At 46.1% G+C, this 20,623-nt stretch carries 23 protein-coding genes; 18 read left to right on the top strand and 5 right to left on the bottom strand.

Annotated elements, in window-relative coordinates:
- Position 1 precedes the first annotated feature (1 nt).
- From LRL21_RS26055 to LRL21_RS26045, 3 genes are all read left to right on the top strand, one after another.
- A complete protein-coding gene (locus LRL21_RS26055) occupies positions 2–874 on the top strand; it encodes a PP2C family protein-serine/threonine phosphatase (protein WP_240418697.1) in 873 nt (290 codons plus the stop codon).
- Between the two features lie 52 nt (positions 875–926).
- The gene (locus LRL21_RS26050) at positions 927–2,486 is read left to right on the top strand and encodes an ABC-F family ATP-binding cassette domain-containing protein (protein ID WP_240418696.1); all 1,560 of its coding nucleotides are present in this window, start codon (positions 927–929) and stop codon (positions 2,484–2,486) included.
- 397 nt (positions 2,487–2,883) lie between these two features.
- Complete coding sequence (locus tag LRL21_RS26045) at positions 2,884–3,174, top strand: Dabb family protein (RefSeq protein ID WP_240418695.1); 291 nt, start codon at positions 2,884–2,886, stop codon at positions 3,172–3,174.
- 26 nt (positions 3,175–3,200) lie between these two features.
- On the opposite strand, the gene LRL21_RS26040 is transcribed toward LRL21_RS26045, so the two are convergent.
- Both LRL21_RS26040 and LRL21_RS26035 read right to left on the bottom strand, forming a co-directional pair.
- Positions 3,201–3,677, bottom strand: a complete 477-nt coding sequence (locus LRL21_RS26040; protein ID WP_240418694.1) for a DUF2269 family protein — start codon at positions 3,675–3,677, stop codon at positions 3,201–3,203.
- A gap of 41 nt (positions 3,678–3,718) precedes the next feature.
- Positions 3,719–4,048 carry an ASCH domain-containing protein gene (locus LRL21_RS26035; RefSeq protein WP_240418693.1) on the bottom strand — a complete coding sequence of 110 codons (330 nt, stop codon included), beginning with the start codon at positions 4,046–4,048 and terminating at the stop codon, positions 3,719–3,721.
- 97 nt (positions 4,049–4,145) lie between these two features.
- Here LRL21_RS26035 and LRL21_RS26030 point away from each other — a divergent pair, with 97 nt between their 5' ends.
- The 3 genes from LRL21_RS26030 to LRL21_RS26020 all read left to right on the top strand — a co-directional run bounded on the left by LRL21_RS26030 (position 4,146) and on the right by LRL21_RS26020 (position 8,855).
- Positions 4,146–5,213: a M42 family metallopeptidase gene (locus LRL21_RS26030; RefSeq protein ID WP_240418692.1), complete on the top strand. Its 1,068-nt coding sequence runs from the start codon at positions 4,146–4,148 to the stop codon at positions 5,211–5,213.
- Between the two features lie 3 nt (positions 5,214–5,216).
- Positions 5,217–7,154, top strand: coding sequence for an ABC-F family ATP-binding cassette domain-containing protein (locus LRL21_RS26025; protein WP_240418691.1), 1,938 nt, complete (start codon positions 5,217–5,219; stop codon positions 7,152–7,154).
- Positions 7,155–7,241: 87 nt separating this feature from the next.
- Positions 7,242–8,855, top strand: coding sequence for an ABC-F family ATP-binding cassette domain-containing protein (locus LRL21_RS26020; protein WP_240418764.1), 1,614 nt, complete (start codon positions 7,242–7,244; stop codon positions 8,853–8,855).
- 50 nt (positions 8,856–8,905) lie between these two features.
- Here LRL21_RS26020 and LRL21_RS26015 read toward each other — a convergent pair whose 3' ends face one another.
- On the bottom strand, positions 8,906–9,115 hold the full coding sequence (locus LRL21_RS26015) for a hypothetical protein (protein WP_240418690.1): 210 nt from the start codon (positions 9,113–9,115) through the stop codon (positions 8,906–8,908).
- Between the two features lie 95 nt (positions 9,116–9,210).
- On the opposite strand from LRL21_RS26015, the gene LRL21_RS26010 reads away from it, so the two are divergent.
- The 7 genes from LRL21_RS26010 to LRL21_RS25980 all read left to right on the top strand — a co-directional run bounded on the left by LRL21_RS26010 (position 9,211) and on the right by LRL21_RS25980 (position 13,766).
- Entirely contained in the window at positions 9,211–9,735 is a 525-nt protein-coding gene (locus LRL21_RS26010) for a hypothetical protein (RefSeq protein ID WP_240418689.1), read from the top strand.
- A 41-nt stretch (positions 9,736–9,776) separates the two neighbouring features.
- Complete coding sequence (locus LRL21_RS26005) at positions 9,777–10,109, top strand: thioredoxin family protein (protein ID WP_240418688.1); 333 nt, start codon at positions 9,777–9,779, stop codon at positions 10,107–10,109.
- Between the two features lie 14 nt (positions 10,110–10,123).
- Positions 10,124–10,507, top strand: coding sequence for a kinase-associated lipoprotein B (gene kapB / locus LRL21_RS26000; protein ID WP_240418687.1), 384 nt, complete (start codon positions 10,124–10,126; stop codon positions 10,505–10,507).
- Positions 10,508–10,530: 23 nt separating this feature from the next.
- Positions 10,531–11,901, top strand: coding sequence for a sensor histidine kinase (locus LRL21_RS25995; RefSeq protein WP_240418686.1), 1,371 nt, complete (start codon positions 10,531–10,533; stop codon positions 11,899–11,901).
- The gene (locus LRL21_RS25990) at positions 11,898–12,551 is read left to right on the top strand and encodes a response regulator transcription factor (protein WP_240418685.1); all 654 of its coding nucleotides are present in this window, start codon (positions 11,898–11,900) and stop codon (positions 12,549–12,551) included. The genes LRL21_RS25995 and LRL21_RS25990 overlap by 4 nt, the downstream gene beginning before the upstream one ends.
- Before the next feature lies 1 nt (position 12,552).
- Positions 12,553–13,173 (top strand): trimeric intracellular cation channel family protein, encoded by a 621-nt coding sequence (locus LRL21_RS25985; protein ID WP_076228566.1) that lies wholly within the window; start codon positions 12,553–12,555, stop codon positions 13,171–13,173.
- 89 nt (positions 13,174–13,262) lie between these two features.
- Entirely contained in the window at positions 13,263–13,766 is a 504-nt protein-coding gene (locus LRL21_RS25980) for a hypothetical protein (protein ID WP_240418684.1), read from the top strand.
- 115 nt (positions 13,767–13,881) lie between these two features.
- Here the strand turns inward: LRL21_RS25980 and LRL21_RS25975 are convergent, their stop codons facing one another.
- Positions 13,882–14,583: a response regulator transcription factor gene (locus LRL21_RS25975; protein ID WP_240418683.1), complete on the bottom strand. Its 702-nt coding sequence runs from the start codon at positions 14,581–14,583 to the stop codon at positions 13,882–13,884.
- A gap of 218 nt (positions 14,584–14,801) precedes the next feature.
- Here LRL21_RS25975 and LRL21_RS25970 point away from each other — a divergent pair, with 218 nt between their 5' ends.
- A complete protein-coding gene (locus LRL21_RS25970; protein WP_240418682.1) occupies positions 14,802–14,990 on the top strand; it encodes an aspartyl-phosphate phosphatase Spo0E family protein in 189 nt (62 codons plus the stop codon).
- 141 nt (positions 14,991–15,131) lie between these two features.
- On the opposite strand, the gene LRL21_RS25965 is transcribed toward LRL21_RS25970, so the two are convergent.
- Positions 15,132–15,443 carry a winged helix-turn-helix transcriptional regulator gene (locus LRL21_RS25965; protein ID WP_240418681.1) on the bottom strand — a complete coding sequence of 104 codons (312 nt, stop codon included), beginning with the start codon at positions 15,441–15,443 and terminating at the stop codon, positions 15,132–15,134.
- 178 nt (positions 15,444–15,621) lie between these two features.
- Between LRL21_RS25965 and purT the strand changes: the two genes are divergently transcribed.
- From purT to LRL21_RS25945, 4 genes are all read left to right on the top strand, one after another.
- A complete protein-coding gene (purT, locus tag LRL21_RS25960; RefSeq protein WP_240418680.1) occupies positions 15,622–16,803 on the top strand; it encodes a formate-dependent phosphoribosylglycinamide formyltransferase in 1,182 nt (393 codons plus the stop codon).
- Between the two features lie 142 nt (positions 16,804–16,945).
- Positions 16,946–17,218 (top strand): hypothetical protein, encoded by a 273-nt coding sequence (locus LRL21_RS25955; protein ID WP_076228572.1) that lies wholly within the window; start codon positions 16,946–16,948, stop codon positions 17,216–17,218.
- Positions 17,219–17,298: 80 nt separating this feature from the next.
- Positions 17,299–19,005, top strand: a complete 1,707-nt coding sequence (locus LRL21_RS25950; protein ID WP_240418679.1) for a sensor histidine kinase — start codon at positions 17,299–17,301, stop codon at positions 19,003–19,005.
- A gap of 3 nt (positions 19,006–19,008) precedes the next feature.
- Positions 19,009–20,565, top strand: a complete 1,557-nt coding sequence (locus LRL21_RS25945) for a response regulator (RefSeq protein WP_240418678.1) — start codon at positions 19,009–19,011, stop codon at positions 20,563–20,565.
- Positions 20,566–20,623: the final 58 nt, after the last annotated feature.

Below are 20,623 nucleotides of genomic sequence, written 5' to 3'. Positions count from 1 at the left end.
GTTGAAAACAACGTTTGCCGTAAACTGGCAGTATGGAGTGGCTACCCATTCGGGTTGGTTTCGGATGATTAATGAGGATAGGTCGCTGCTCCGCATAGGTTCAACGGAGAATGGTGAGCCTTATGCAGTTGCCGTCATAGCTGATGGCATGGGTGGAAGTGGAGATGGGGAGAAAGCCAGCGATGTGGCAACGGAGGTAGTCCGTCGTTGGCTGGATGAACAGCTCCCTTCTATTTTGCGTCGAAAACTCATCTGGGGGAAATTGGATAACTCCATCGAGCGGTTATTTTATGAGGTTAACGATCGGCTCCTCCAAATCGGCATGGATGCAGGGAATCAGATTGGTACGACTCTGACCCTGCTTTTTCTGCTGAATGAAACCTACTTTCTTTGTCATATCGGAGACTGCCGTATCTACAAAGTCAACTACAAAATGCATATTCGACAGCTGACACGGGATCAGTCATGGATCTACGAGCAGATCCGCAAAGGCAGACTGTCCAGACAGCAGGCGCGGAAGCATCCCAAACGTCATGTGCTTATGCAATGTCTTGGCTATCAGAAAAATCTGAAGCTTATTAAACGTACCGGTTTTTTTGTTCCGGAGCATTTGTTTTTACTCTGCACGGACGGCTTTTACGATCGATTGTCAGATACACGGATAGAACGCTTTCTTCGTGAAGGCGAGAAGGAGCAGCAGGATCTGCAGCAAATGAGTGATATGCTGATCGACAGGGCTTTGGATAAGCGTTCGAATGACAATATTAGCGTAATGCTTCTACGTTCATTGAACGCCAGCTTCACGTTTTGGCAAAGATTGTGGCATAGAACGAAAAATTTTCAGATTTTATTCCCTGTACAGTGGCGAAAGTGATATAATAAACTGTCACACATTTTATTACTGGACAGGAGCCATTCGAAACGCAATGAGTTTGTTGACTGTAGAAGATTTAAGCCATAGCTTTGGTGATCGGGTATTATTTAAAGAAGTATCTTTTCGTTTACTTGCAGGAGAGCATGTTGGCATTGTGGGCGCAAATGGTGTGGGCAAATCTACGCTGATGAATATATTGACTGGACAATTACTGAAGGATCAAGGGAAAGTGGAGTGGACACCGCGAGTTCATTACAGCTATTTGGACCAGCACACGAAGCTGACGCCCGGCAAAACAATCCGAGATGTGCTTAAGGATGCTTTTTTATCGTTATACGAGCAGGAAAAAGAAATGCTTCTGATCACGGAGCAGATGGGTGACGCCGATCCGGATAAGCTGGAGCTCTTGTTGGAGCAAATGGGTGAAATTCAGGACCGTTTGGAAAACAGTGGTTTTTATCTGCTCGATTCCAAGGTTGAAGAAATGGCCAATGGTCTGGGTCTGGATGCTATCGGGTTGGATCGCGATGTATCCCAGCTTAGCGGTGGACAACGGACAAAGGTTCTGTTGGCCAAGCTGCTGCTCGAACAACCAACGGCGCTGCTGCTCGATGAGCCTACAAACTATCTGGATGTTGAGCATATCGATTGGTTAACGAATTATTTGCAAAACTATCCGTACGCCTTTATGTTGATTTCACATGATACGGAATTTATGAATAAGGTTGTTAACATCGTGTATCATTTGGAATTCTCCAAGCTGACCCGTTACACGGCTAATTACGAGAAGTTTTTGCAAATGGCCGATGCTAATAAACAGCAGCATCTCGATGCTTATGAAAAGCAGAAAGAATATATTAAAAAGCAAGAGGACTTCATTCAACGTAACAAGGCGCGTGCATCAACTTCTGGTCGAGCTAAAAGCCGCGAAAAGCAGCTGCAAAAGGTAGATCGCATAGACCGCCCGGAAACCGCAGCCAAACCGGTATTTCAATTCAAGGATGCAAGATCAAGCGGGAAGGTCGTATTTGAAGGCGAAAAGCTGGTTATCGGTTATGATCGAGCACTGCTGCCTGAAATGAATATGATCATTGAACGCGGTGATAAAATCGCCATTGTCGGCTGTAACGGGGTTGGTAAATCAACGCTGCTCAAAACGATCATCGGGAAGGTTCCTGCATTTGGTGGCAAAACCTACCGTGGCGATTTTCTGTTCCCTGCTTATTTCGAACAGGAAGTTAAAGCGCCGAACATGACCCCTATCGATGATGTGTGGAATGAGTTTTCCCATATGAGTCAAAATGAAGTGCGCGGCGCTCTTGCTCGCTGCGGCTTGAAAAACGAGCATATAACGCGTCCTATGAGCATGCTGAGCGGAGGCGAACAAGCCAAAGTCCGGTTATGCAAGCTGCTGCTGCGCGAAAGTAACTGGATTCTATTCGATGAACCTACAAACCATTTGGATGTAGCAGCCAAGGATGAACTGAAACGTGCGCTCAAAGCTTTTAAAGGCACCGTTTTGCTGGTCTGCCACGAACCCGATTTCTACGAAGATTGGGTAACCAAAGTTTGGGACGTCGAAGAATGGTCCAGCAAAGCTTTAGTTCAGTAACAATAGTAAAAGGTAGGTAGTAAGGAACAGGCAGTAAGAGAGTTTAATTAAAGTAAGCAATCAACTGGCAGCGGTGTACTATCCTACAACACAAAGTGCTAAGCGTGTCCCAGCGGGATAAAGCGAGCCCAACAAGTGGTTTATTAAACACATCCAAACCCAAGCGTGTCCCATAGGGACGAAAGCGCCCCGAGAATACCAAAGTACCACCCATCACACAGCCCATAACACCCAAACCCAAGCGTGTCCCGTAGGGACGAAAAGCGCTCCGAGAACACTAACGTCTCTCTTCCAGCTAGGGAGTCCAGAGGGCAAAGTCCTTTGGAGCCCTCCCTATAGGGAGGGTTTGGGAGGGTAAACAATTTCAACCCTAAACAGGGTAATAGGAGGAATTTTAATGATCACTCACATCGTATTTTTCAAACTAAAGGACCGAAGTCCTGAATCCATTCAAGCAACTGCACAGGTACTTACCAACATGGAAGGTAAAATTCCGGTTCTTAAGCATATTGAAGTGGGATTGGACATTTTGCATCAGGATCGTTCATACGACATTGCCCTGGTTACAAAATTTGATTCCTTGGAAGATTTATCTGCATATGATGGTCATCCTCTGCACCTGGAAGTAAAGAAGCACATGAAAGAAGTGCTGGATGGAACCAGCGTTTGCGTCGATTATCAATCATAAAAAAACCGACTCTGGTGAATTCTGCATCACCACAGAGTCGGCTTCATGATCATCAGCCATAACATAACAAACAGGACAAACATATACATATACAAAGCTCTGGAGAGCTTGTTAACGAGATAATGTCGATCATGCTCCGGTTGCCGCAGCTTGCGAATCGTCGGTGAAAAAGCACGAGCCATAAAAAGCAATGAAGCAAACAGGACAATAAACGTACCGGCTATCCAGGGTGTGCTCCAGGGCCAGCCGCCAAGCCACATCAGGAGCAGCCCTGAGGCAACTAGAACATGGCCGGTATGCTTGGATAATCGAACAGTAAAATGAAATGAATCCAGATAGGAATTCAATACGGCACCCTCAGCAGTCCGAAGTTTGGAAAGCATAGGAATGAGCACAAAAAAGGGACCGATAGAAACCATAGCACTAACGGCATGAATAAAGATGAGCCATAAATACAAGATGAAGCCTCCAAACTTGAAAAGATAAATTAAACAGTGTAGCATTCATTTAGATGAGTACTACACTGTTTTTGGTATTCGCAGCTTTACAAGGCGCGGAACTCGTGAACCCATACTTTCATATGCGGTAACCAAGGCATTCCAGCGTGCATGCCGAGAATGTAGTTTTTGTAGCTTTCCACGTTTTCAAAGCCTTCGGCTTGAACGGCCTCATCGGTCAATTCACCCAAGCTTTGCTGGTACACCTTGTGAACCTCAAATTTATGGCCTTGAAGCTCCATAATTTCACCGATATCGGCATAACGTCCGTTTCTGCGGGTAGCGGTTTTTTCGCCGCTGATCACTTTCTTCACATCTTCGTCAACAGTAACCAGACGTTCAATTGTACAGGTTTTTGGTGCTAGTACTTCGGACATAGGGGTTATTCCTCCTTTATTTATACAAATGCTAGCTTACATGAAAACAGTATTTGACGCAAATTTATTAAGACTATTAATTGCAGGAGGCAACAGGATGAAAGCGCAAATAAACCAGAGCTACGTCATTCAGCTGCTCGAGCAGCTGCTGAACATACCGAGTCCTAGCGGATATTGTGGTACGATTATGAGTTTTGTCGAGCAGGAAGCGAAGAAGCTGGGATTTGCGATGAGCTATACGAAAAAAGGTGCGGGCTTGATCACAGTACCGGGAGCCAATCCTGCGCGCGTGATCGGGTTGTCGGGACATGTCGATACCTTGGGGGCGATGGTTCGATCCATTAAGCCAAGCGGCATGCTGCGCTTGACACCTGTTGGCGGCTACATGATGAACGCTATTGAAAATGAATATTGTCAGATCCACACCCGAGATGGACGTACCTATGAGGGCACGATCCTGACGACAAAACCTTCGGTTCATGTGTATCCGGATGCGCGAGATTTGAAGCGTGATGAGGCTGCGATGGAAATACGATTAGACGAACCGGTAAGCAGTGCAGAGGATGTGCATAAGCTTGGAATCGGAACCGGAGATTTTATTTCCTTTGACCCGCGGGTGAAATCGATGGATAATGGCTTCATCAAATCCCGGCACTTGGACGATAAAGCGGGAGTCGCTGCGCTATTCGGGCTGCTGGAGCTGCTTCACAGAAACAAGATCACACCTGCGCATACCTTGAAGCTGCTGATCAGTACTTATGAAGAGGTGGGGCACGGTGCCGCCTATTTGCCTCCGGATATTGACGAGCTGCTGGCTGTTGATATGGGAGCTATGGGTGAGGATCTAACATGTACCGAATTCGATGTGTCGATATGTGCAAAGGATTCATCCGGACCTTACGATTACCAGATGACCTCGAAGCTGATCGAGCTTGCCAAGCGTGACGGGATCAAACATGCTGTGGATATATACCCGCAATATGGCTCGGATGCAACGGCTGCTCTGCGCGGCGGAAGTAATATTAGGGCGGCATTGATCGGGCCTGGTGTGCACGCTTCCCATGGGATGGAACGAACCCACCGTGAAGCCATCATCGGTACGATCGCATTGCTGGCCGCATACATCATGGAACCTAACGCAATTCAAGAATCAAAGGAGCTGTAACCATTGAATATTTTATCTATTGAACATTTTCATAAAAGCTATGGAGAAAAGGTGCTGTTTGATGACCTGACCTTCGGTATTGACGAGAGACAACGGATTGGCCTGGTAGGTGTCAATGGAACCGGCAAATCCTCCTTGCTAAAAGCGATAGCAGGTCTTGAGCCCGTCGATTCGGGTAAAATGTCGCATTCCAATCATTTTAGAGCGGAATATTTGCCGCAAAACCCACAGTTCGATAAGGAGTCTACGGTTCTGGAGCAAGTGTTTTATGGCGACACGCCGATGATGCAGACACTCCGCGAATATGAGGTGGCACTTGAAGCCTTACAGGCGGAGCCGGAAAATGAAAAGCTGCAGGAACGATTGTTTGCTGTTCAGCATCGTATGGATACGTTGAATGCGTGGGAGGCCAGCACGACGGCCAAAACCGTATTAACACGGCTCGGTATTGTCAACTTTTCGCAAAAGGTCGGTCTTCTCTCGGGTGGACAGCGTAAGCGCGTTGCCATGGCAAGAGTTCTGATTCAGCCTGCAGATCTGCTCATTCTTGATGAGCCTACGAACCATATTGATCATTCCACCGTCGAGTGGCTGGAGGAGTTTTTGTCCAAATGGAAGGGGGCGCTGCTGCTGGTCACGCATGACCGGTATTTCCTTGATCGGGTGACAAATCGGATCATTGAGCTCGACAAAGGCAAGCTGTACAGCTATGAGGGCAATTATGCTTCCTTTCTGGAGAAAAAGGCCGAGCGTCTGGACCGGGAAGCCTCCGAAGAGGATAAGCGCCAAAATTTGCTGCGCCGCGAGCTGGCATGGCTGCGTAGAGGTGCGAAAGCACGCACGACGAAACAGAAAGCCCGTATCGATCGGACTGTAGAATTACGAGATCGGAAGGTCGATGGACCAACAGCACAGATGGATATGGCGCTTGGAGCCAGCCGTCTTGGCAAGAAAGTAATGGAGCTGGACAATGTGACCAAATCGTTCGAGGGACGGACCTTGGTACATGATTTCAGCTATATTGTAATGCCGGACGATCGGCTTGGGATCATCGGTCCTAATGGTAGCGGGAAATCGACTTTGCTCAATATGCTGGCAGGCAGATTGCAGCCGGATGAAGGCTCCATTGAAGTGGGTACAACCGTCAAGCTAGCCTACTACACACAGGAAAGTGTTGAGATGGATGAGAAGCTGCGGGTAATTGAATACATTAAGGAAGGTGCCGAGGTTATCCGTACAGCCAGTGGTGAATCGATCACAGCGTCACAAATGCTGGAGCGGTTTCTGTTCCCTGGAGCTTTGCAGTGGACGCCAATTGGCAGGCTGTCAGGTGGAGAACGCCGGAGGCTGTACCTATTGCGAACGTTGATGGGTGAGCCTAATGTTCTGCTGCTGGATGAACCGACGAATGATCTGGATATTCAGACGCTCACGATTCTTGAAGAATATTTGGAGGATTTCCCTGGAGCTGTTATTACGGTTTCCCATGATCGCTACTTTTTGGATCGAACAGCGGATCATTTATTTATTTTTGAGGATGGTGCCATCAATCGTTTTATAGGTAACTATTCTGATTATTTGGCGTCAGTCAAGGAAGAGGAAATGGTACTGGCCAATGAACGTAAGCAGCAATCCCAGAAGGCAGCCCCTGCCGCAAGTACGAATACATCGGCATCAGGAACAGAACGCAAAGAGGGTACGCGTGCGCGCAAGCTGAGCTTCAATGAGCAGCGGGAATGGGATCAGATTGAGGATAAGATCGCAGAGCTTGAAGAAAAGCTTGATCATATCAAGCAGGGCATTGAGCAAGCGGGCAGTGATTTCGGTAAAATTCAGGATCTTTACGCCCAAGAGCAGCAGCTGACAGCACAGCTGGAGCAGGCTATGGATCGTTGGACTGAGCTATCCGAGCTGGTCGAGCAAATTTCTAACAGTAAATAGCGTGAATGCATAGGGTTTTTGTGGTATAATTTATGTTTGATGGCAAGGTATTATTTTTATCGCAAATTGAAGAGAGTAGGGAATACGATGATTACGGTTTCTAATGTAACACTACGATATGGTAAAAGGGCTTTGTTTGAGGATGTTAACGTCAAGTTCACACCAGGCAATTGCTACGGATTGATCGGTGCTAACGGAGCAGGTAAATCGACATTTTTGAAAATTTTGTCCGGTGAATTGGATGCTAACAAAGGAGAAGTAAGTATTACTCCGGGTGAGCGTATGGCGGTTCTGAAGCAGGACCATTTTGAATTCGATGATATCGAGGTTCTGAGAACGGTTATTATGGGCCATGCAAGACTGTTTCAAATTACGGAAGAGAAAAATGCATTGTACAGCAAAGCCGATTTCTCCGAGGAAGACGGTATGCGTGCGGCAGAATTAGAAGGCGAGTTTCAAGATCTGGACGGCTGGCAAGCGGAGTCGGATGCGGCAGAGCTGCTGATCGGGTTGGGTATCCATAAGGATCTGCATGAGCAGAAAATGAAGGAACTGAGCGGTAATGAGAAGGTTCGTGTGCTACTCGCGCAAGCGCTTTTCGGAAATCCTAATATTTTGCTGCTCGATGAGCCTACGAACCATTTGGACATCGAATCAATCAACTGGCTGGAAAATTTCCTTTCCCGATTTGAAGGCACTGTTATTGTTGTATCACATGATCGGCATTTCCTGAATCAGGTATGTACGCATATTGCCGATATTGACTTCAGCAAGCTTCAGCTTTATGTCGGTAACTATGATTTTTGGTACGAATCCAGTCAATTGGCTTTGAAGCTGAGCCGCGAGTCAAACAAGAAAACAGAAGAGAAGAAGAAAGAGCTGGAGGCGTTTATTCAACGCTTTAGCGCCAATGCATCCAAGTCGAAGCAGGCAACCTCTCGTAAGAAGCAGTTAGAGAAGCTGACCTTTGAAGATATTAAGCCTTCTACACGTAAATATCCATTTATCAAGTTTTCACCCGAACGTGAGGCTGGCAAACAATTGCTGGCTGTTGACAAGCTGACCAAATCGGTTGAAGGCGAACTGCTGCTGAACAATATCAGCTTTACTTTGAATAAAGGCGACAAGGTTGCGCTTGTAGGTCCTAACGGAAATATCAAGTCGCTGCTATTTCAAATCCTGATGGGTGAAGTTGAGGCGGATTCTGGGGAATATACATGGGGCATTACAACAACTCAAGCGTATTTTCCGAAGGATAACGCGTCATATTTTGACACTGACATTAATTTGGTTGACTGGCTTCGCCAATATTCCAAGGAGCAGGACGAATCATATCTGCGCGGATTCCTAGGCCGTATGCTGTTCTCTGGTGAGGAAGCGTTGAAGAAAGCCAGCGTGCTGTCCGGGGGAGAAAAGGTTCGCTGCATGCTCTCCAAAATGATGATGAGCGGTGCGAATGTGCTGCTGCTCGATGAGCCTACGAACCATTTGGATTTGGAGTCGATTACAGCACTCAATAATGGTATGGTCGATTTTGACGGCACGATGTTATTCGTATCTCATGACCATCAGTTTATCCAAACGGTAGCCAATCGAATCATGGAAATTACTCCAAATGGTTTGATTGACAAAATGACAACATATGATGAGTATTTGCAAAATGAAGATGTAAAAAAACAACGTGAGCTTCTGTACGTTTAATTGAGAGCATAAAAAAAGGATGAGCTTGTCTGGATAGCTCATCCTTCTCTTTAACTGCCTCCGGTGCGGCGCCGTTGATTATTTGGTTTTTTGTTGTTCTGATTTCTCATAACGGCACTGTTGCCACCGCGCAGCTGACCGTTCACCTTATCATCGGCTTGCTCTTGCTTCTTTTGGGCAAGCTTGTTTTTAATGGCGTCAGCCAAACTGATTTTCTTGGGCTCTTGTACGGAATCATTTGATTGTGTTTCGTCGGACATGAGGTACACCTTCCTTGTTCTTGATGATTCAATTGTACTGATTTTGTAAGGATTTGTCCAACAAGTTGCTGGTATATCTTGAAACAGGAGTGTACATGATGTTTGACCCAACGATTTTTGATAATTTAAAGGTTGTGCTTGAGGGCGCTGTATATGATATGGACTTGAATGATACTGTCGTCATTATTGGAAGAACAGATCGGATCGAGCTATCCTCCATGTCCCGTAGCTTCTCCATGACCATGGCTCGTAAAGAGGCTGGTGTAGCTGAAGGCAGCTTCATGCTGACCGCGTCTGTCGCTGATTTGGCAGCAGAGCTGCTTGCTGATTCCAAACAACAGCCAGGCTGCAGCCTGGAGCTTAGCTTTGTATTTCCGATTGCTGATATCGAACGGGATTGCTCTGAATCGGCTACCATGATCGGTGAGATCTGGGGTGTCGGCCCGCAATTATCACAATGTATCATGATGGAGTATGGTGAGCAGCCTAGGCAAATGAAATCGAAGCTGGTTGTTAAATTTGTCAAGAAGCTCGATGAGCGGCATATTGACGATATTCCGAGTCTGTTAGAGCATTTCTACCTCTGTCTTGAGCGTCTGGATGGACGAATCAGCGAATGAGTGACAGATTTTCATTATTTTGCAGGAAAGGGGCTTTCACCATGGAGATAGCGGAATGGACAGAGCAGCAGCTGCGAACGAGGCTGACATTATTATCCGAGAGTCAATTCGTATATTTATATACCCCTTGGTGCGGTACCTGTAAAATGACTGAAAAGATGCTCCAGGTCGTTATGACTTTAATGCCTGATCTTCCCATTGTAAAAAGTAATGTTAATTTCTGCCCGCAGCTTGTGCAAAGCTGGAAGATTGAAAGCGTGCCTTGTATCGTACATCTCAAGCAGCATGGTATTACAGACAAAAGGTATCGGATGCAGGGAGTGGACGATTTACTCCAATGGTTTCAGAAATCTATTAGCTGCGCAGAACTTTAAGGAGGATAACCGAGATGAGTAATGAATTTGAAATTGGAACAATAGTCACAGCCGCTTATAAAACCGGAGAATATGTCGGTGAAATTGTTGAGATCTCGAGCTCCGGCAAGGCTGCAGTTAAAATTAAAGCAGTAATCAAGCATCCGACACAAGGGGACTTACATAATCCAATGGATCCTAATGTACCCTTCTTTCATCAGCGTCGTGCATTGTCTGACGGAGAAATCGCCTTAATGCCCATGTATACCGTTAAACCGTTTAACGGAACGGTTCAAGAGTACCGTATTTCATTGGAACGTGCCTTATATACCGAGATTCGGAAGCTGGAAGAACAGGCGCAATGGGTAGCTCGCTCTCTGCAAGAGCTGGAGCAGCTGAAACAAGACTATAAGCTATAACAGGAACGGATGTGCCGATCTTTATGCTGTTTGTACTGATAGGCCTATGGACGATTGGGCTGCTTCTAGTAGTTACAGATCCCAGAAGATCTACGACAAGGTGGATTGCCAGCATTGCCTTCACAGGCGGTTTTGGCGGTTTGTCCGCTGTTATTAATGAGCAGTTAGCTCCTTATTTGACCAGACAAGGCTGGCTGACAGCATCTCTTTCTCCGTTTATGGGCTATTTGGAACGATTTTCTTCAATTATTTGTTATTATGGTTTGCCCTACACCTTCCTGATGTTTACTATCGTGTATCACCCGAACAGTGGGGGCTGGCATTGGAAAAGATGGCTTTCCTGGGCGCTTCTTTTGCCTGCACTGATATCGTTTGCATTCGAGCCTTTGCCCAGTGACCCCATTCCGTATCAATTCGTGATGTGCTGGACGGTTCCTTACATTGTTACGGGAATACTATTATTGATACATGCAACGGCTAAGGAATTGAATTCATACCTTCGCAAGCTGCGTATGCTGACGACGTTGGCAGCCGCTCCCACTATGTTCGGTGCTTTGTTCACCCTGTATATTTTGCCAACGCTGTACGGTAATAATCAATGGTGGCGTTATAATGCCTGGCTGATCGGATTTACACTTGCTGTTATTTTTTTCTCCAGCTTTCGTTATGGATTCATGGGCTTGCAAATTTCGATTCGCAATCAACAGCTCGACTATACGCTGCGGGCTATTACATCAGGTACCTCAATTCTGAACCATGCAATCAAAAATGATGTAGGAAAAATTCGTTTGTTCGGTGAAAAGATCAAATCTGAATCCGCTGAGTCTGACCCAGAGCAATTGGAAAATGATGTCGATGTTATCCTCAACGCTTCGCAGCATATTTATGATATGATCTATCGTATACAGGGGCAAACACAGGATGTAGCTCTGCACGAAGAGCAGGTGAGACTTGCTGAGCTTTTGGATAGATGTCTAACGGCGCTGGAACCGAGTCTTCAACAGATTGAGGTCCTAAAGGAATTGCCCAATGAAGGTGCTTTGTGGGGTGACCCTGCTCAATTGGAGGAGGTCATGACCAATGTGCTGATGAATGCGGTGGAAGCAATGCCGCAAGGTGGCAAGCTGCTCGTTAAATTGACCGAAACGAAGCGCAACCTTACCTTAGAAATAAGGGATACTGGTATAGGGATGGATAAATCGCAGCTCAGGCAAGCCTTTGATCCCTTTTACACAACAAAAGGGGGCAGGAAGCTTAATTTTGGCCTCGGCCTCTCTTACTGCCACACCATTATTCATAAACATAAGGGCACGATGTCCATTCATAGCAAGCCTGGCGTAGGAACGGCAGTTTTTATCATTTTCCCTAACAGGAAAGGAGGTGGGAGAGGTTGAGCAAAATACGCATTGTTATTGTAGAAGACGATCCGGATTGGCTTCGCGGTTTGACGAGCTATTTGGTCAAGGAAGCTGATTTTGAGCTAGTCGGTCAAGCTTCCTCCGGACAGACTGGAGTCGAGCTGCTGGAGCGGGTAGAGGCCGATGTGGTGCTGATGGATATTATGATGTCGGACAGCCCGGACGGAATATGGGCAGCTGCAGAAATCGTGCAGTGTACCGGGGCCAAAGTGATTATGCTAACCTCGATGGAGGATAAAGAGCTTATTTTTGAGGCGTTCAAGGTCGGTGCGGTCGATTATATGGTCAAATCGAATTTTGCCGAAATCCCGCAGGCCATTCGTAACGCTTATGCAAACCGCAGTCCCATCCATCCCAGTGTAGCTGAAAAAATGCGCGAGGAATTTCGCCGCCTGAAGCATATGGAGCATGAGGTCAGGGTGAAGGAGCTGCGTGATCTCTTGACACCGACGGAAGTACAAGTTCTGGATTTAATTGAGAAAGGGCATACACAAACGCAAATTGCCGATAAATTTGTAGTTTCCATACGGACGATTAAAGTTCATGTGGGCAACATTTTGCGTAAGCTCGGAGGCAAAAGCAGTAAAGAAGCAGCTCAAAAAGCAAAGGATATGGGTATACTTTAACATGGACTTATTAGAAATTAATTTACAATTATTCAGTATTATAGGTACGGTAGCTTTTGCGGTCAGTGGGGCCGTAGTAGCCATGGAAGAGGATTTTGATGTATTGGGTGTGTTTGTATTAGCGTTGGTTACAGCTTTTGGTGGCGGTGTGGTGCGTAATTTGCTCATTGGCATTCCGGTAACGACCCTATGGGAGCAGAGCTTATATTTGAAAACCGCCTTGATTGCTGCGGCACTTGTCTTTATAGTCCCCAGCAGCTGGATACGGAAGTGGAAAACCTGGGAATCCTTGTTCGACGCCATTGGACTTGCCGCTTTTTCGATTCAGGGCGCTATTTATGCAACCAATATGCATCATCCGATCAGTGCTGTCGTCGTCGCAGCGGTAATGACCGGGATTGGTGGAGGTATCATTCGCGACGTATTGGCCGGACGCAAGCCGTTGGTGCTGCAGGACGAAATCTATGCGGTATGGGGCATGATGGCTGGCTTGTTTATTGGTCTGGGCTGGTTTCAAGGATCTTATCACCTGTTGGCGTTGTTTGGTATCATTGTTTTTCTGCGGATGTTATCTGTCTTCTTTAAATGGAGACTGCCGCGCCGCAGCTTGCGGTTGAAATGATGCTTACGAAGCAAGTTTCGCTAAAGCGAAACTTGGATGATGCTTACGAAGCGAGTTTTGTTAAAGCGAAACTTTTAGGAGGGTTACCCATGAACGAAGATCAATCCCTGCAGGACATGAAAAGAATTCCCGCTGAGCTGCTGCAGGAGCGTCTGGAGGTCGTTAAGCAGTTAAGCAACGATGAACTGGAGCTGTATGAGATTTCCAAGGATAAGCTGACAGGTGAGCATTATTTGCATTATGCTTATCTTCATAAGCAGGTAGCAGCTATGGGACCGGAGAGCAGCGGTATAGAAACTTTCCATCAGCTTATGCCCTTGGAGAGCGATGATGTGCTCGCTTTCATATTCGGGGAGCAGGAATTTACTTATCCGGCAGCATGGAACAGGTCATTTTTACGAAATGGTCCTGAAGGCGATTATGTCTGGTTTAATCCTGAATACACACAGGATGAGGAGCACAGTGAGGCCATCGCGAACGAGCTGAGGGAGCAGTTAATGCGCTTTAAACAATCCTCTGAGTTGACACCGGAAGGTGTGAGCAAGCTGCTGCAGGATTTGGATCGAACCCGGGACGGGAACCAATCAGAATGAGGGTTAAGTGCGAACAGCGTAATTTGGAAGCTCAGCGTGCAGAAGTAACAGTACTCTTAATAATGAAAGCCCCTGTCTGGTTGTGCGAGCTGCACAGCCTTGCAGGAGCTTTTTTTTAATGCTCAAATTTATAGCCTACTCCCCAAACTGTTTTGATATGTTTAGGTTCCTTGGGATCAATTTCGACTTTCTTGCGGAGGTTAGTAATATGTACATCAACGGTTCGTTCCGTTACGAAGGTGTCGATTCCACGAATTTTATTCAGCAGCTCCTCACGGGAAAAGACTTTGCCTGGATGCATCCAAAAAAGCTTCATAATTTCAAATTCAGAAAATGTTGTTTCCACAGGATGATTAAGTAAGTAAATACATCGTTTTTCCATATCGATTTTGATGGACTGCGGATCCATTTCACCTGATTCTGTAGGAGGCGTTGATTGTACACTATGATTGGAGATGGCCGATCGACGCAGCAGGGCACTGGTTCTTGCAGCTAATTCACGCATGCTGAAAGGCTTGCATAAATAATCATCAGCTCCGATAATTAAAGCTTTGACCCGCTCCGAGACTTCACTTTTGGCAGAAATCACCATAATGGGCACATTGGAGACCTCTCGAAACTCTTTACATAGATCCATACCGTTGGCATCAGGAAGCATGATATCCAAAATAATAACATCCGGTTCAACCGTATTAAATAATTTGGTGCCTTGTTGTCCATCTGCGCCCCAATGTACGTTATAATCCTCTTCAGATAAATAAATCGAAATCATATCTGCGATGCTCTGGTCGTCCTCAATAAGTAAGACGGTAGGCATGAGCTCCCTCCTCACTATGTTAGGAAATGGTTAAGAAAATTAACAAATAAAAAACGAGAAATAACAACATTATTTTAACAAATGTTTTATATAGTGACAAAAAGGAATTACTTGCATTTTTAATGTATCTCAAAAGTCGATTTAGGACAAGCTTATGAAGAACTAATTAGTTAAAATTTGAGAAAAAGTAATGAATTCACTCATGGGAGGCTGCTAAGATGAACATTGCTGCTCATATTGAACAAGAGATTCTCCTGCTCAACAAAGAATTGCATACACTAGTCACTTTGAGGGGTTATGAACTTACACATTCTGAAGTTGTGAGTAAGAGTACGGAATTGGATCAATTAATTATTTGCGCAATGAGCAGTCAATCTAAGCGTTTTCAGAATATGCAAGCATCCTAGCAACTACAAACCTAAATAAAATGAAATCGTAACAAGTAAAAAGCCATTTGTTTGGAGGCCCTGATGAGAAGACCCGTTCGCAGGTCTTGCTCTAGCAGGAGTGCCCAAGTAAACGGCTTTTTTGTGTGGTCACATCTGAGATCACTTTACCCAATTTTCTCCCCAATCGTGTACAGCCTCCATAACAGGTCGGAGTGCTCTTCCTTTATCGGATAGCTCATATTCAATACGTACGGGAGTTTCCGGATATACATGCCGATGGATGAGTCCCTCGTTTTCCAATTCTTTAAATCGTTCAGCTAACATTCTATCGCTCATTCCAGGGATCATTTCGGAAATATCCTTAAACCGTCTTGGGCCCTGTAGCAGGGATTGAATAATCAAGCCAGTCCAGCGTTTTCCTAAAATGCCAAATGCAGCTTCAAATTTGGGGCAAAGCTGATGATCAGCCATTGCTATCATCTCCTTCTTACTATACATTGTAGCATAAGTTACTCAATAAAAGTAAGCTATCATTAAAAGGAATTTTTATGTCTTTTTGCAAGAATGATTGAAAAATGTTCCATTGTAAAGTATAACAACGATAGAGCCTTTTAATTTGAACTGTATATATTGAGGGGGAACTGCGTTCATGTACGGATCACCGCTATCAGGATTAGCCAAAAAAATGATGCTTCTGGGTTCAGGCGAGCTGGGCAAGGAAGTTATTATTGAAGCACAAAGACTAGGAATCGAAACCATCGCAGTAGACCGATATGCGAATGCACCAGCGATGCAGGTTGCGCACCGTTCCTATGTGATTAATATGCTCGATGAGGACCAGCTTCGCGAGCTGATCAAGAAAGAACAGCCGGATTTAATTGTCCCGGAAATTGAAGCGATCGCCACTCAAGTGCTGCTTGATCTGGAGCGCGAGGGGATGCGTGTAGTGCCAACCGCTACAGCTGCCCAATTGACAATGGATCGCGAGGGCATACGTCGTTTGGCTTCGGAAATTTTAAATTTGCCTACAGCCAACTACGCTTTTGCTGACAGTCTTGAGGAGCTTCAGGCGGCGGTTGCAGTTATTGGTACACCGTGTGTCATTAAACCGATTATGAGCTCTTCAGGTAAAGGTCAGAGCGTTTGCAAATCTTTGTCGGATGTAGAGAAATCGTGGACGTATGCGATGGAGGGCGGCAGAGCGAAGAAAACACGGGTGATCGTGGAGCAATTTATTCATTTTGAATCCGAGATCACTCTGCTTACCGTACGATCGGTATCAGGCACTGCGTTCTGTGAGCCAATTGGTCATGTGCAGAAGGAAGGCGATTATATCGAATCGTGGCAGCCTCACGAGATGACAGCGGTACAGATCGAGCAAGCACAGCATATAGCCAAGACGATTACTGACGCTTTGGGTGGTACAGGTATTTATGGTGTGGAGCTGTTTTTGGCTAAGGATCAGGTGTACTTTAGTGAAGTATCTCCACGCCCTCATGATACGGGGATGGTCACAATGGCTACTCAGGATTTATCTGAATTTGCTCTGCATGTTCGTGCCATATTGGGGCTGCCGATTTCAACGATTCGCATGCTGACGCCAGGTGCTTCTCATACTTTGAAGGCTACTGAAGAACAGCAGGTGTTCAGTATAGAAGGAGTCGACAAGGCGCTAAGCTATCCGAATACACAGGTGCGTATTTTCGGCAAGCCGGAAACGAAGATAGGACGGAGAATGGCTGTTGCACTAAGCACGGCGGACGATGTCGAAGAAGCTCGCAGAGTTGCAGCCCTGGCCGCTGGCGAATTGAAGCTTCGTTACGAGCATTAAGCGTAAAAAGGAAGCTATCCATCGTTATTTTGTTGATCCCATGCCCGCTTGCTTGACGAAAGCGCCTAAAACAGGCTATTATTCAAGGTACACATGATAATGGTGATCAAAGACAACCTATATAAAGAGAGGTACCGAAATAATGGCATACCAACCAAAGGTAATCAAAGCAGAGATTGTAAGTAATAACCCGAAAAACGGATTGTTCGAGGTCGTTGTTAACCTGAAGGACCGCACATCGTGCAGACTTATTTATGAAAAAAAGGCAGACAACGCGACTCCGTTCGCATCGCATATCAACCGTTTGTTGAATGAGCCTTGCCCCATTTGCCGTAAAGATTTTCTGTGCGATTGCATGACCAAGTACAAGGAAGATATTTCCGAGCAAGCGTTGGAGCTAGTTGGAACGCCATAAACCAAACATCCATTGAACCCGTGGGCTGTAAGCTCATGGGTTTTTTCCAAATTCTGAGGATAACCGGGTGAGGGTTACTTATGGTACGTATGTTAATCTATATCGTGCTTAGTTGTTCCGCACTCATAACCAGCTGTATTGTCTATTATTCGGTGCAGGCGGCCTCTCAAACACAGCTGGCATCGGGTGAGCAGCTGCAGCAGGTGCACGATCAAACCTTAATAAGAATTCAAAAATCGTTTGAAGAGCTCGACCACACACTGAAGCGGATCAGTAACGATTATGCCATTCAGCGATTAAGTGAGGGAACGGTTATTACGGATTCTGCCGAGGATCGTTCGCTGCGGGAATATGCCGATTACTTGCTTCGCTCTGAGCGCTCGCAATTTCCTTTTGTAACGAATATGTGTATGTCGTTGGATGCGTTGAGCTATAACTTATGCACCGAGGCATTGATATCCGTTCCTCCTACAGACACGACTCTTCCCATGCTGCGAAAGTTTGATCGGTCCCTGCAAGCCCGTGAAAAGAAAGAAGCTGCGGATGGTTATGAGGTCATATATACGGCACCACTGACGAATCGGAAAAATATAGTAAAGGGCTCCTTTCAAATTACGGTAGCATTAGACCCGCTAATGAAAGATATTTATGGCAGGCTGCCGCTGCTTCGTAATCAGATCATGGACAGTCATGGCGTATTTATGTACAGCACACTGCCTGGGACTGATAATGAAATGCTCCAGAAGAAAGAGGGATGGAAGACAGTGACGGAGCCACTTCAATGGGGTAAATTCTCTGTGGTGTCGACGAAAAAGCTGGAGCTTCCGGGAGCGGTATGGTTGTCACAGATTGAAGCCCGACAGTCTTTGGAAACTTCTTTTGCAAAGGCGTTTCAATCTACGCTTGGACTGTTCATTGTGCTGCTGCTGCTGGTCTGTATGTTGAGTGTATTCGTGTACCAGCATTATTCGGCTCGACCGATGAAACACCTCCGCGGGCTGATGAATCGTGCTGAACTAGGTGATTTTAAAGCGTACTGGGTGCATAAAGGCAGCAGAGAATGGAACGAGCTGGGCGAGAGCTATAATCAGATGCTGAACCGATTGGAAGAGCTGATCAGACAAGTAAAACGTGAAGAATCGCTAAAAAAGGAAGCTGAAATGGAAGCGCTGCAATATCAGCTGAACCCGCACTTTTTGTACAATACGTTAAATACGATCAAATGGGTTGCCAAAATGCACCGTACCCCGCAAATCGCGGAGGTTGTCACTTCCTTGGTCCGACTGCTGCAGGCGAGCTTGGGGAAAAAGGGGGATTTTATTACGGTTCGTGAAGAAATAGAACTGATCCATGCTTATATGGATATTCAGGCATTCCGGTACGGGGACAAAATACGTATGGAGTATGATATTGATCCGTTGTCCGAAGGTTGTCTGGTACCGCGAATGATCCTGCAGCCGCTATTGGAAAATGCGATTATTCATGGGATTGAGCCGAGCCGGCAGGAGGGAATTATCCGTATAGGCTTCCGCATAGAAGCCGAGCGTGAGCTGTTGATTTGTCAGGTTGAAGATAACGGGATCGGTATGTCCATGGAGGACAAAGCTGTTGAATCCGCCACAAGCGGAGGGATGCGGGAGAGAATGAGCGGAATCGGACTGCGCCATATTCGCGAGAAAATCAAGCTGTACTATGGAAGCGGATACAATATGACTATGGTGAGCAAGCCAGGACAAGGAACAACTATTCGTCTGACGCTCCCGGTACATTATGATGAGGAAGGATAAACGATGAAGGTATTAGTAGTCGATGACGAGCCAATTATTAGGCAGGTGCTGAAAACGATGATCCGCTGGGAGGAGCACGGCTTCGAGTGGGGTGGTGAAGCCTGTGATGGTAACGAAGCATGGGAAAGGCTGGCGGACGGGGGCATTGATCTGGTAGTGACCGATATTTTGATGCCGCGTATGGACGGTCTGGAGCTGGTCAGAAGAATGAAGCAGATGGAATCTGATGTAGCCGTCATCGTGTTAAGCTGTTTGGATGACTTCAAATATGTGAAAGAAGCGATGAAGCTTGGCGCACACGATTATATATTAAAGCCTACGATGGAGCCAGAGCAGCTGATCACTATTCTTAACGAAGCGAAGCTTGATTTGCAAAAGCAACGTGAACAGAAGCAGAAACAGCTAATGCTCACACAGCAGCTGCTGCAGTCGAATCAGGCACAGTGGGGATTAAGGCTTAAGAAAGCATGGGTAAGCGGTCAGCCTGATATAGAGCTTGAGGAGGCGCTTTTTACGGCTGACGGAAAGCTGTCGAGCTGGATGATTTATTTGGCACCAGACGTTCGATTATCAATAAACGGATGGGATTGGCCGGATGTATGGGCCTATGTATCAGTGAACGAGCATCAAGTGCTGCTTATTTATAAGGATCAAATAACAGCCGCTCATCAGGAGCGTAAGGCTCAGCTGCAGCAATCTTTAGCAGGTTCAAATACAGGTTTAACAGAGCATGGCTTTTGGCTGTCGGCTGTTACTGGAATCAACCAACCCGAACAGCTGTATCGTATTGTACATATGCATGATGAGCTCAGAAAGCGGTGTTTTTACGGGGTTCAAACGGGGCTTTTCATTCAGCAGGCTTCAGAGGTAAAGGTAAGTGATGAGCAGCATTCGGCCTGGAAGGGGGAGCTTCCCCAGGACGAAAAGCAAAATCTGCTGCGTGCGATAGCTGGGCATAATGAAGATGCGGTTGTTTATTGGTCTGAGCAAATCTGCAAGCGACTGGGTAGTCTCCAGCCTCCGATCACACAGACTTCCAGCTTTCTATATGAGCTGCTAAGCTTTGCAGCTGCGTTGGCTCGACAGGAGGGGACGGGCAACCTGGATGATTTTGATCGTAAGGTTGCAGCAGCCCAAGCGCAAGCCTATTTTCGGTTGGAAACGCTCGGAATGTGGTTTACGGAGGCATGTCGGGAGCTGACTATTCTGCAATCAGGCACGGCCGTGGTTCCGACCTCGCGAAATCCTTTTGTCCGTAAAGCACAGATATATATGAAGCATAATTACCATCTGGCCATCAGTACAACGGATATTGCGCAAAATGTTAAGCTGAGCCGCAGCTATTTGAGCGATTTGTACAGCAAGGAGACGGGGGAGTCGTTGATCGAATCACTGGTGCGCATCAGACTTGAAGCCGCCAAGCAGCTTTTGCTGGCTAATAATAAAAAGGTATATGAGGTTGCCGAAGCTGTCGGCTTTACCGATGCCAAGGTATTCGCCAAAACGTTTAAAAAAGCTGTCGGCTGTACACCAAAGGAATATGAGGAACAGAACAAATAGACACCAATTCCAACAAATTGGTGTCTATTTTTATGTGCTGGAAAGGTTTACATTATAA

The organism is Paenibacillus periandrae, from assembly GCF_022458865.1.
In the GTDB taxonomy this organism is placed as follows: Bacteria; Bacillota; Bacilli; order Paenibacillales; family NBRC-103111; genus Paenibacillus_S; species Paenibacillus_S periandrae.
The sequence above is the reverse complement of the archived record's forward strand: the minus strand, read 5'-3'. Positions and strand labels throughout refer to the sequence as shown.

Excerpts from the sequence above, each read along its gene's own strand:
- LRL21_RS26050 (WP_240418696.1), top strand. The coding sequence starts at position 927 with ATGAGTTTGTTGACTGTAGAAGATTTAAGCCATAGCTTTGGTGATCGG.
- LRL21_RS26045 (WP_240418695.1), top strand. The coding sequence starts at position 2,884 with ATGATCACTCACATCGTATTTTTCAAACTAAAGGACCGAAGTCCTGAA.
- LRL21_RS26040 (WP_240418694.1), bottom strand. The coding sequence starts at position 3,677 with ATGCTACACTGTTTAATTTATCTTTTCAAGTTTGGAGGCTTCATCTTG.
- LRL21_RS26035 (WP_240418693.1), bottom strand. The coding sequence starts at position 4,048 with ATGTCCGAAGTACTAGCACCAAAAACCTGTACAATTGAACGTCTGGTT.
- LRL21_RS26030 (WP_240418692.1), top strand. The coding sequence starts at position 4,146 with ATGAAAGCGCAAATAAACCAGAGCTACGTCATTCAGCTGCTCGAGCAG.
- LRL21_RS26020 (WP_240418764.1), top strand. The coding sequence starts at position 7,242 with ATGATTACGGTTTCTAATGTAACACTACGATATGGTAAAAGGGCTTTG.
- LRL21_RS26015 (WP_240418690.1), bottom strand. The coding sequence starts at position 9,115 with ATGTCCGACGAAACACAATCAAATGATTCCGTACAAGAGCCCAAGAAA.
- LRL21_RS26010 (WP_240418689.1), top strand. The coding sequence starts at position 9,211 with ATGATGTTTGACCCAACGATTTTTGATAATTTAAAGGTTGTGCTTGAG.
- LRL21_RS26005 (WP_240418688.1), top strand. The coding sequence starts at position 9,777 with ATGGAGATAGCGGAATGGACAGAGCAGCAGCTGCGAACGAGGCTGACA.
- kapB (WP_240418687.1), top strand. The coding sequence starts at position 10,124 with ATGAGTAATGAATTTGAAATTGGAACAATAGTCACAGCCGCTTATAAA.
- LRL21_RS25995 (WP_240418686.1), top strand. The coding sequence starts at position 10,531 with ATGCTGTTTGTACTGATAGGCCTATGGACGATTGGGCTGCTTCTAGTA.
- LRL21_RS25985 (WP_076228566.1), top strand. The coding sequence starts at position 12,553 with ATGGACTTATTAGAAATTAATTTACAATTATTCAGTATTATAGGTACG.
- LRL21_RS25980 (WP_240418684.1), top strand. The coding sequence starts at position 13,263 with ATGAACGAAGATCAATCCCTGCAGGACATGAAAAGAATTCCCGCTGAG.
- LRL21_RS25975 (WP_240418683.1), bottom strand. The coding sequence starts at position 14,583 with ATGCCTACCGTCTTACTTATTGAGGACGACCAGAGCATCGCAGATATG.
- LRL21_RS25970 (WP_240418682.1), top strand. The coding sequence starts at position 14,802 with ATGAACATTGCTGCTCATATTGAACAAGAGATTCTCCTGCTCAACAAA.
- LRL21_RS25965 (WP_240418681.1), bottom strand. The coding sequence starts at position 15,443 with ATGGCTGATCATCAGCTTTGCCCCAAATTTGAAGCTGCATTTGGCATT.
- purT (WP_240418680.1), top strand. The coding sequence starts at position 15,622 with ATGTACGGATCACCGCTATCAGGATTAGCCAAAAAAATGATGCTTCTG.
- LRL21_RS25955 (WP_076228572.1), top strand. The coding sequence starts at position 16,946 with ATGGCATACCAACCAAAGGTAATCAAAGCAGAGATTGTAAGTAATAAC.
- LRL21_RS25950 (WP_240418679.1), top strand. The coding sequence starts at position 17,299 with ATGGTACGTATGTTAATCTATATCGTGCTTAGTTGTTCCGCACTCATA.
- LRL21_RS25945 (WP_240418678.1), top strand. The coding sequence starts at position 19,009 with ATGAAGGTATTAGTAGTCGATGACGAGCCAATTATTAGGCAGGTGCTG.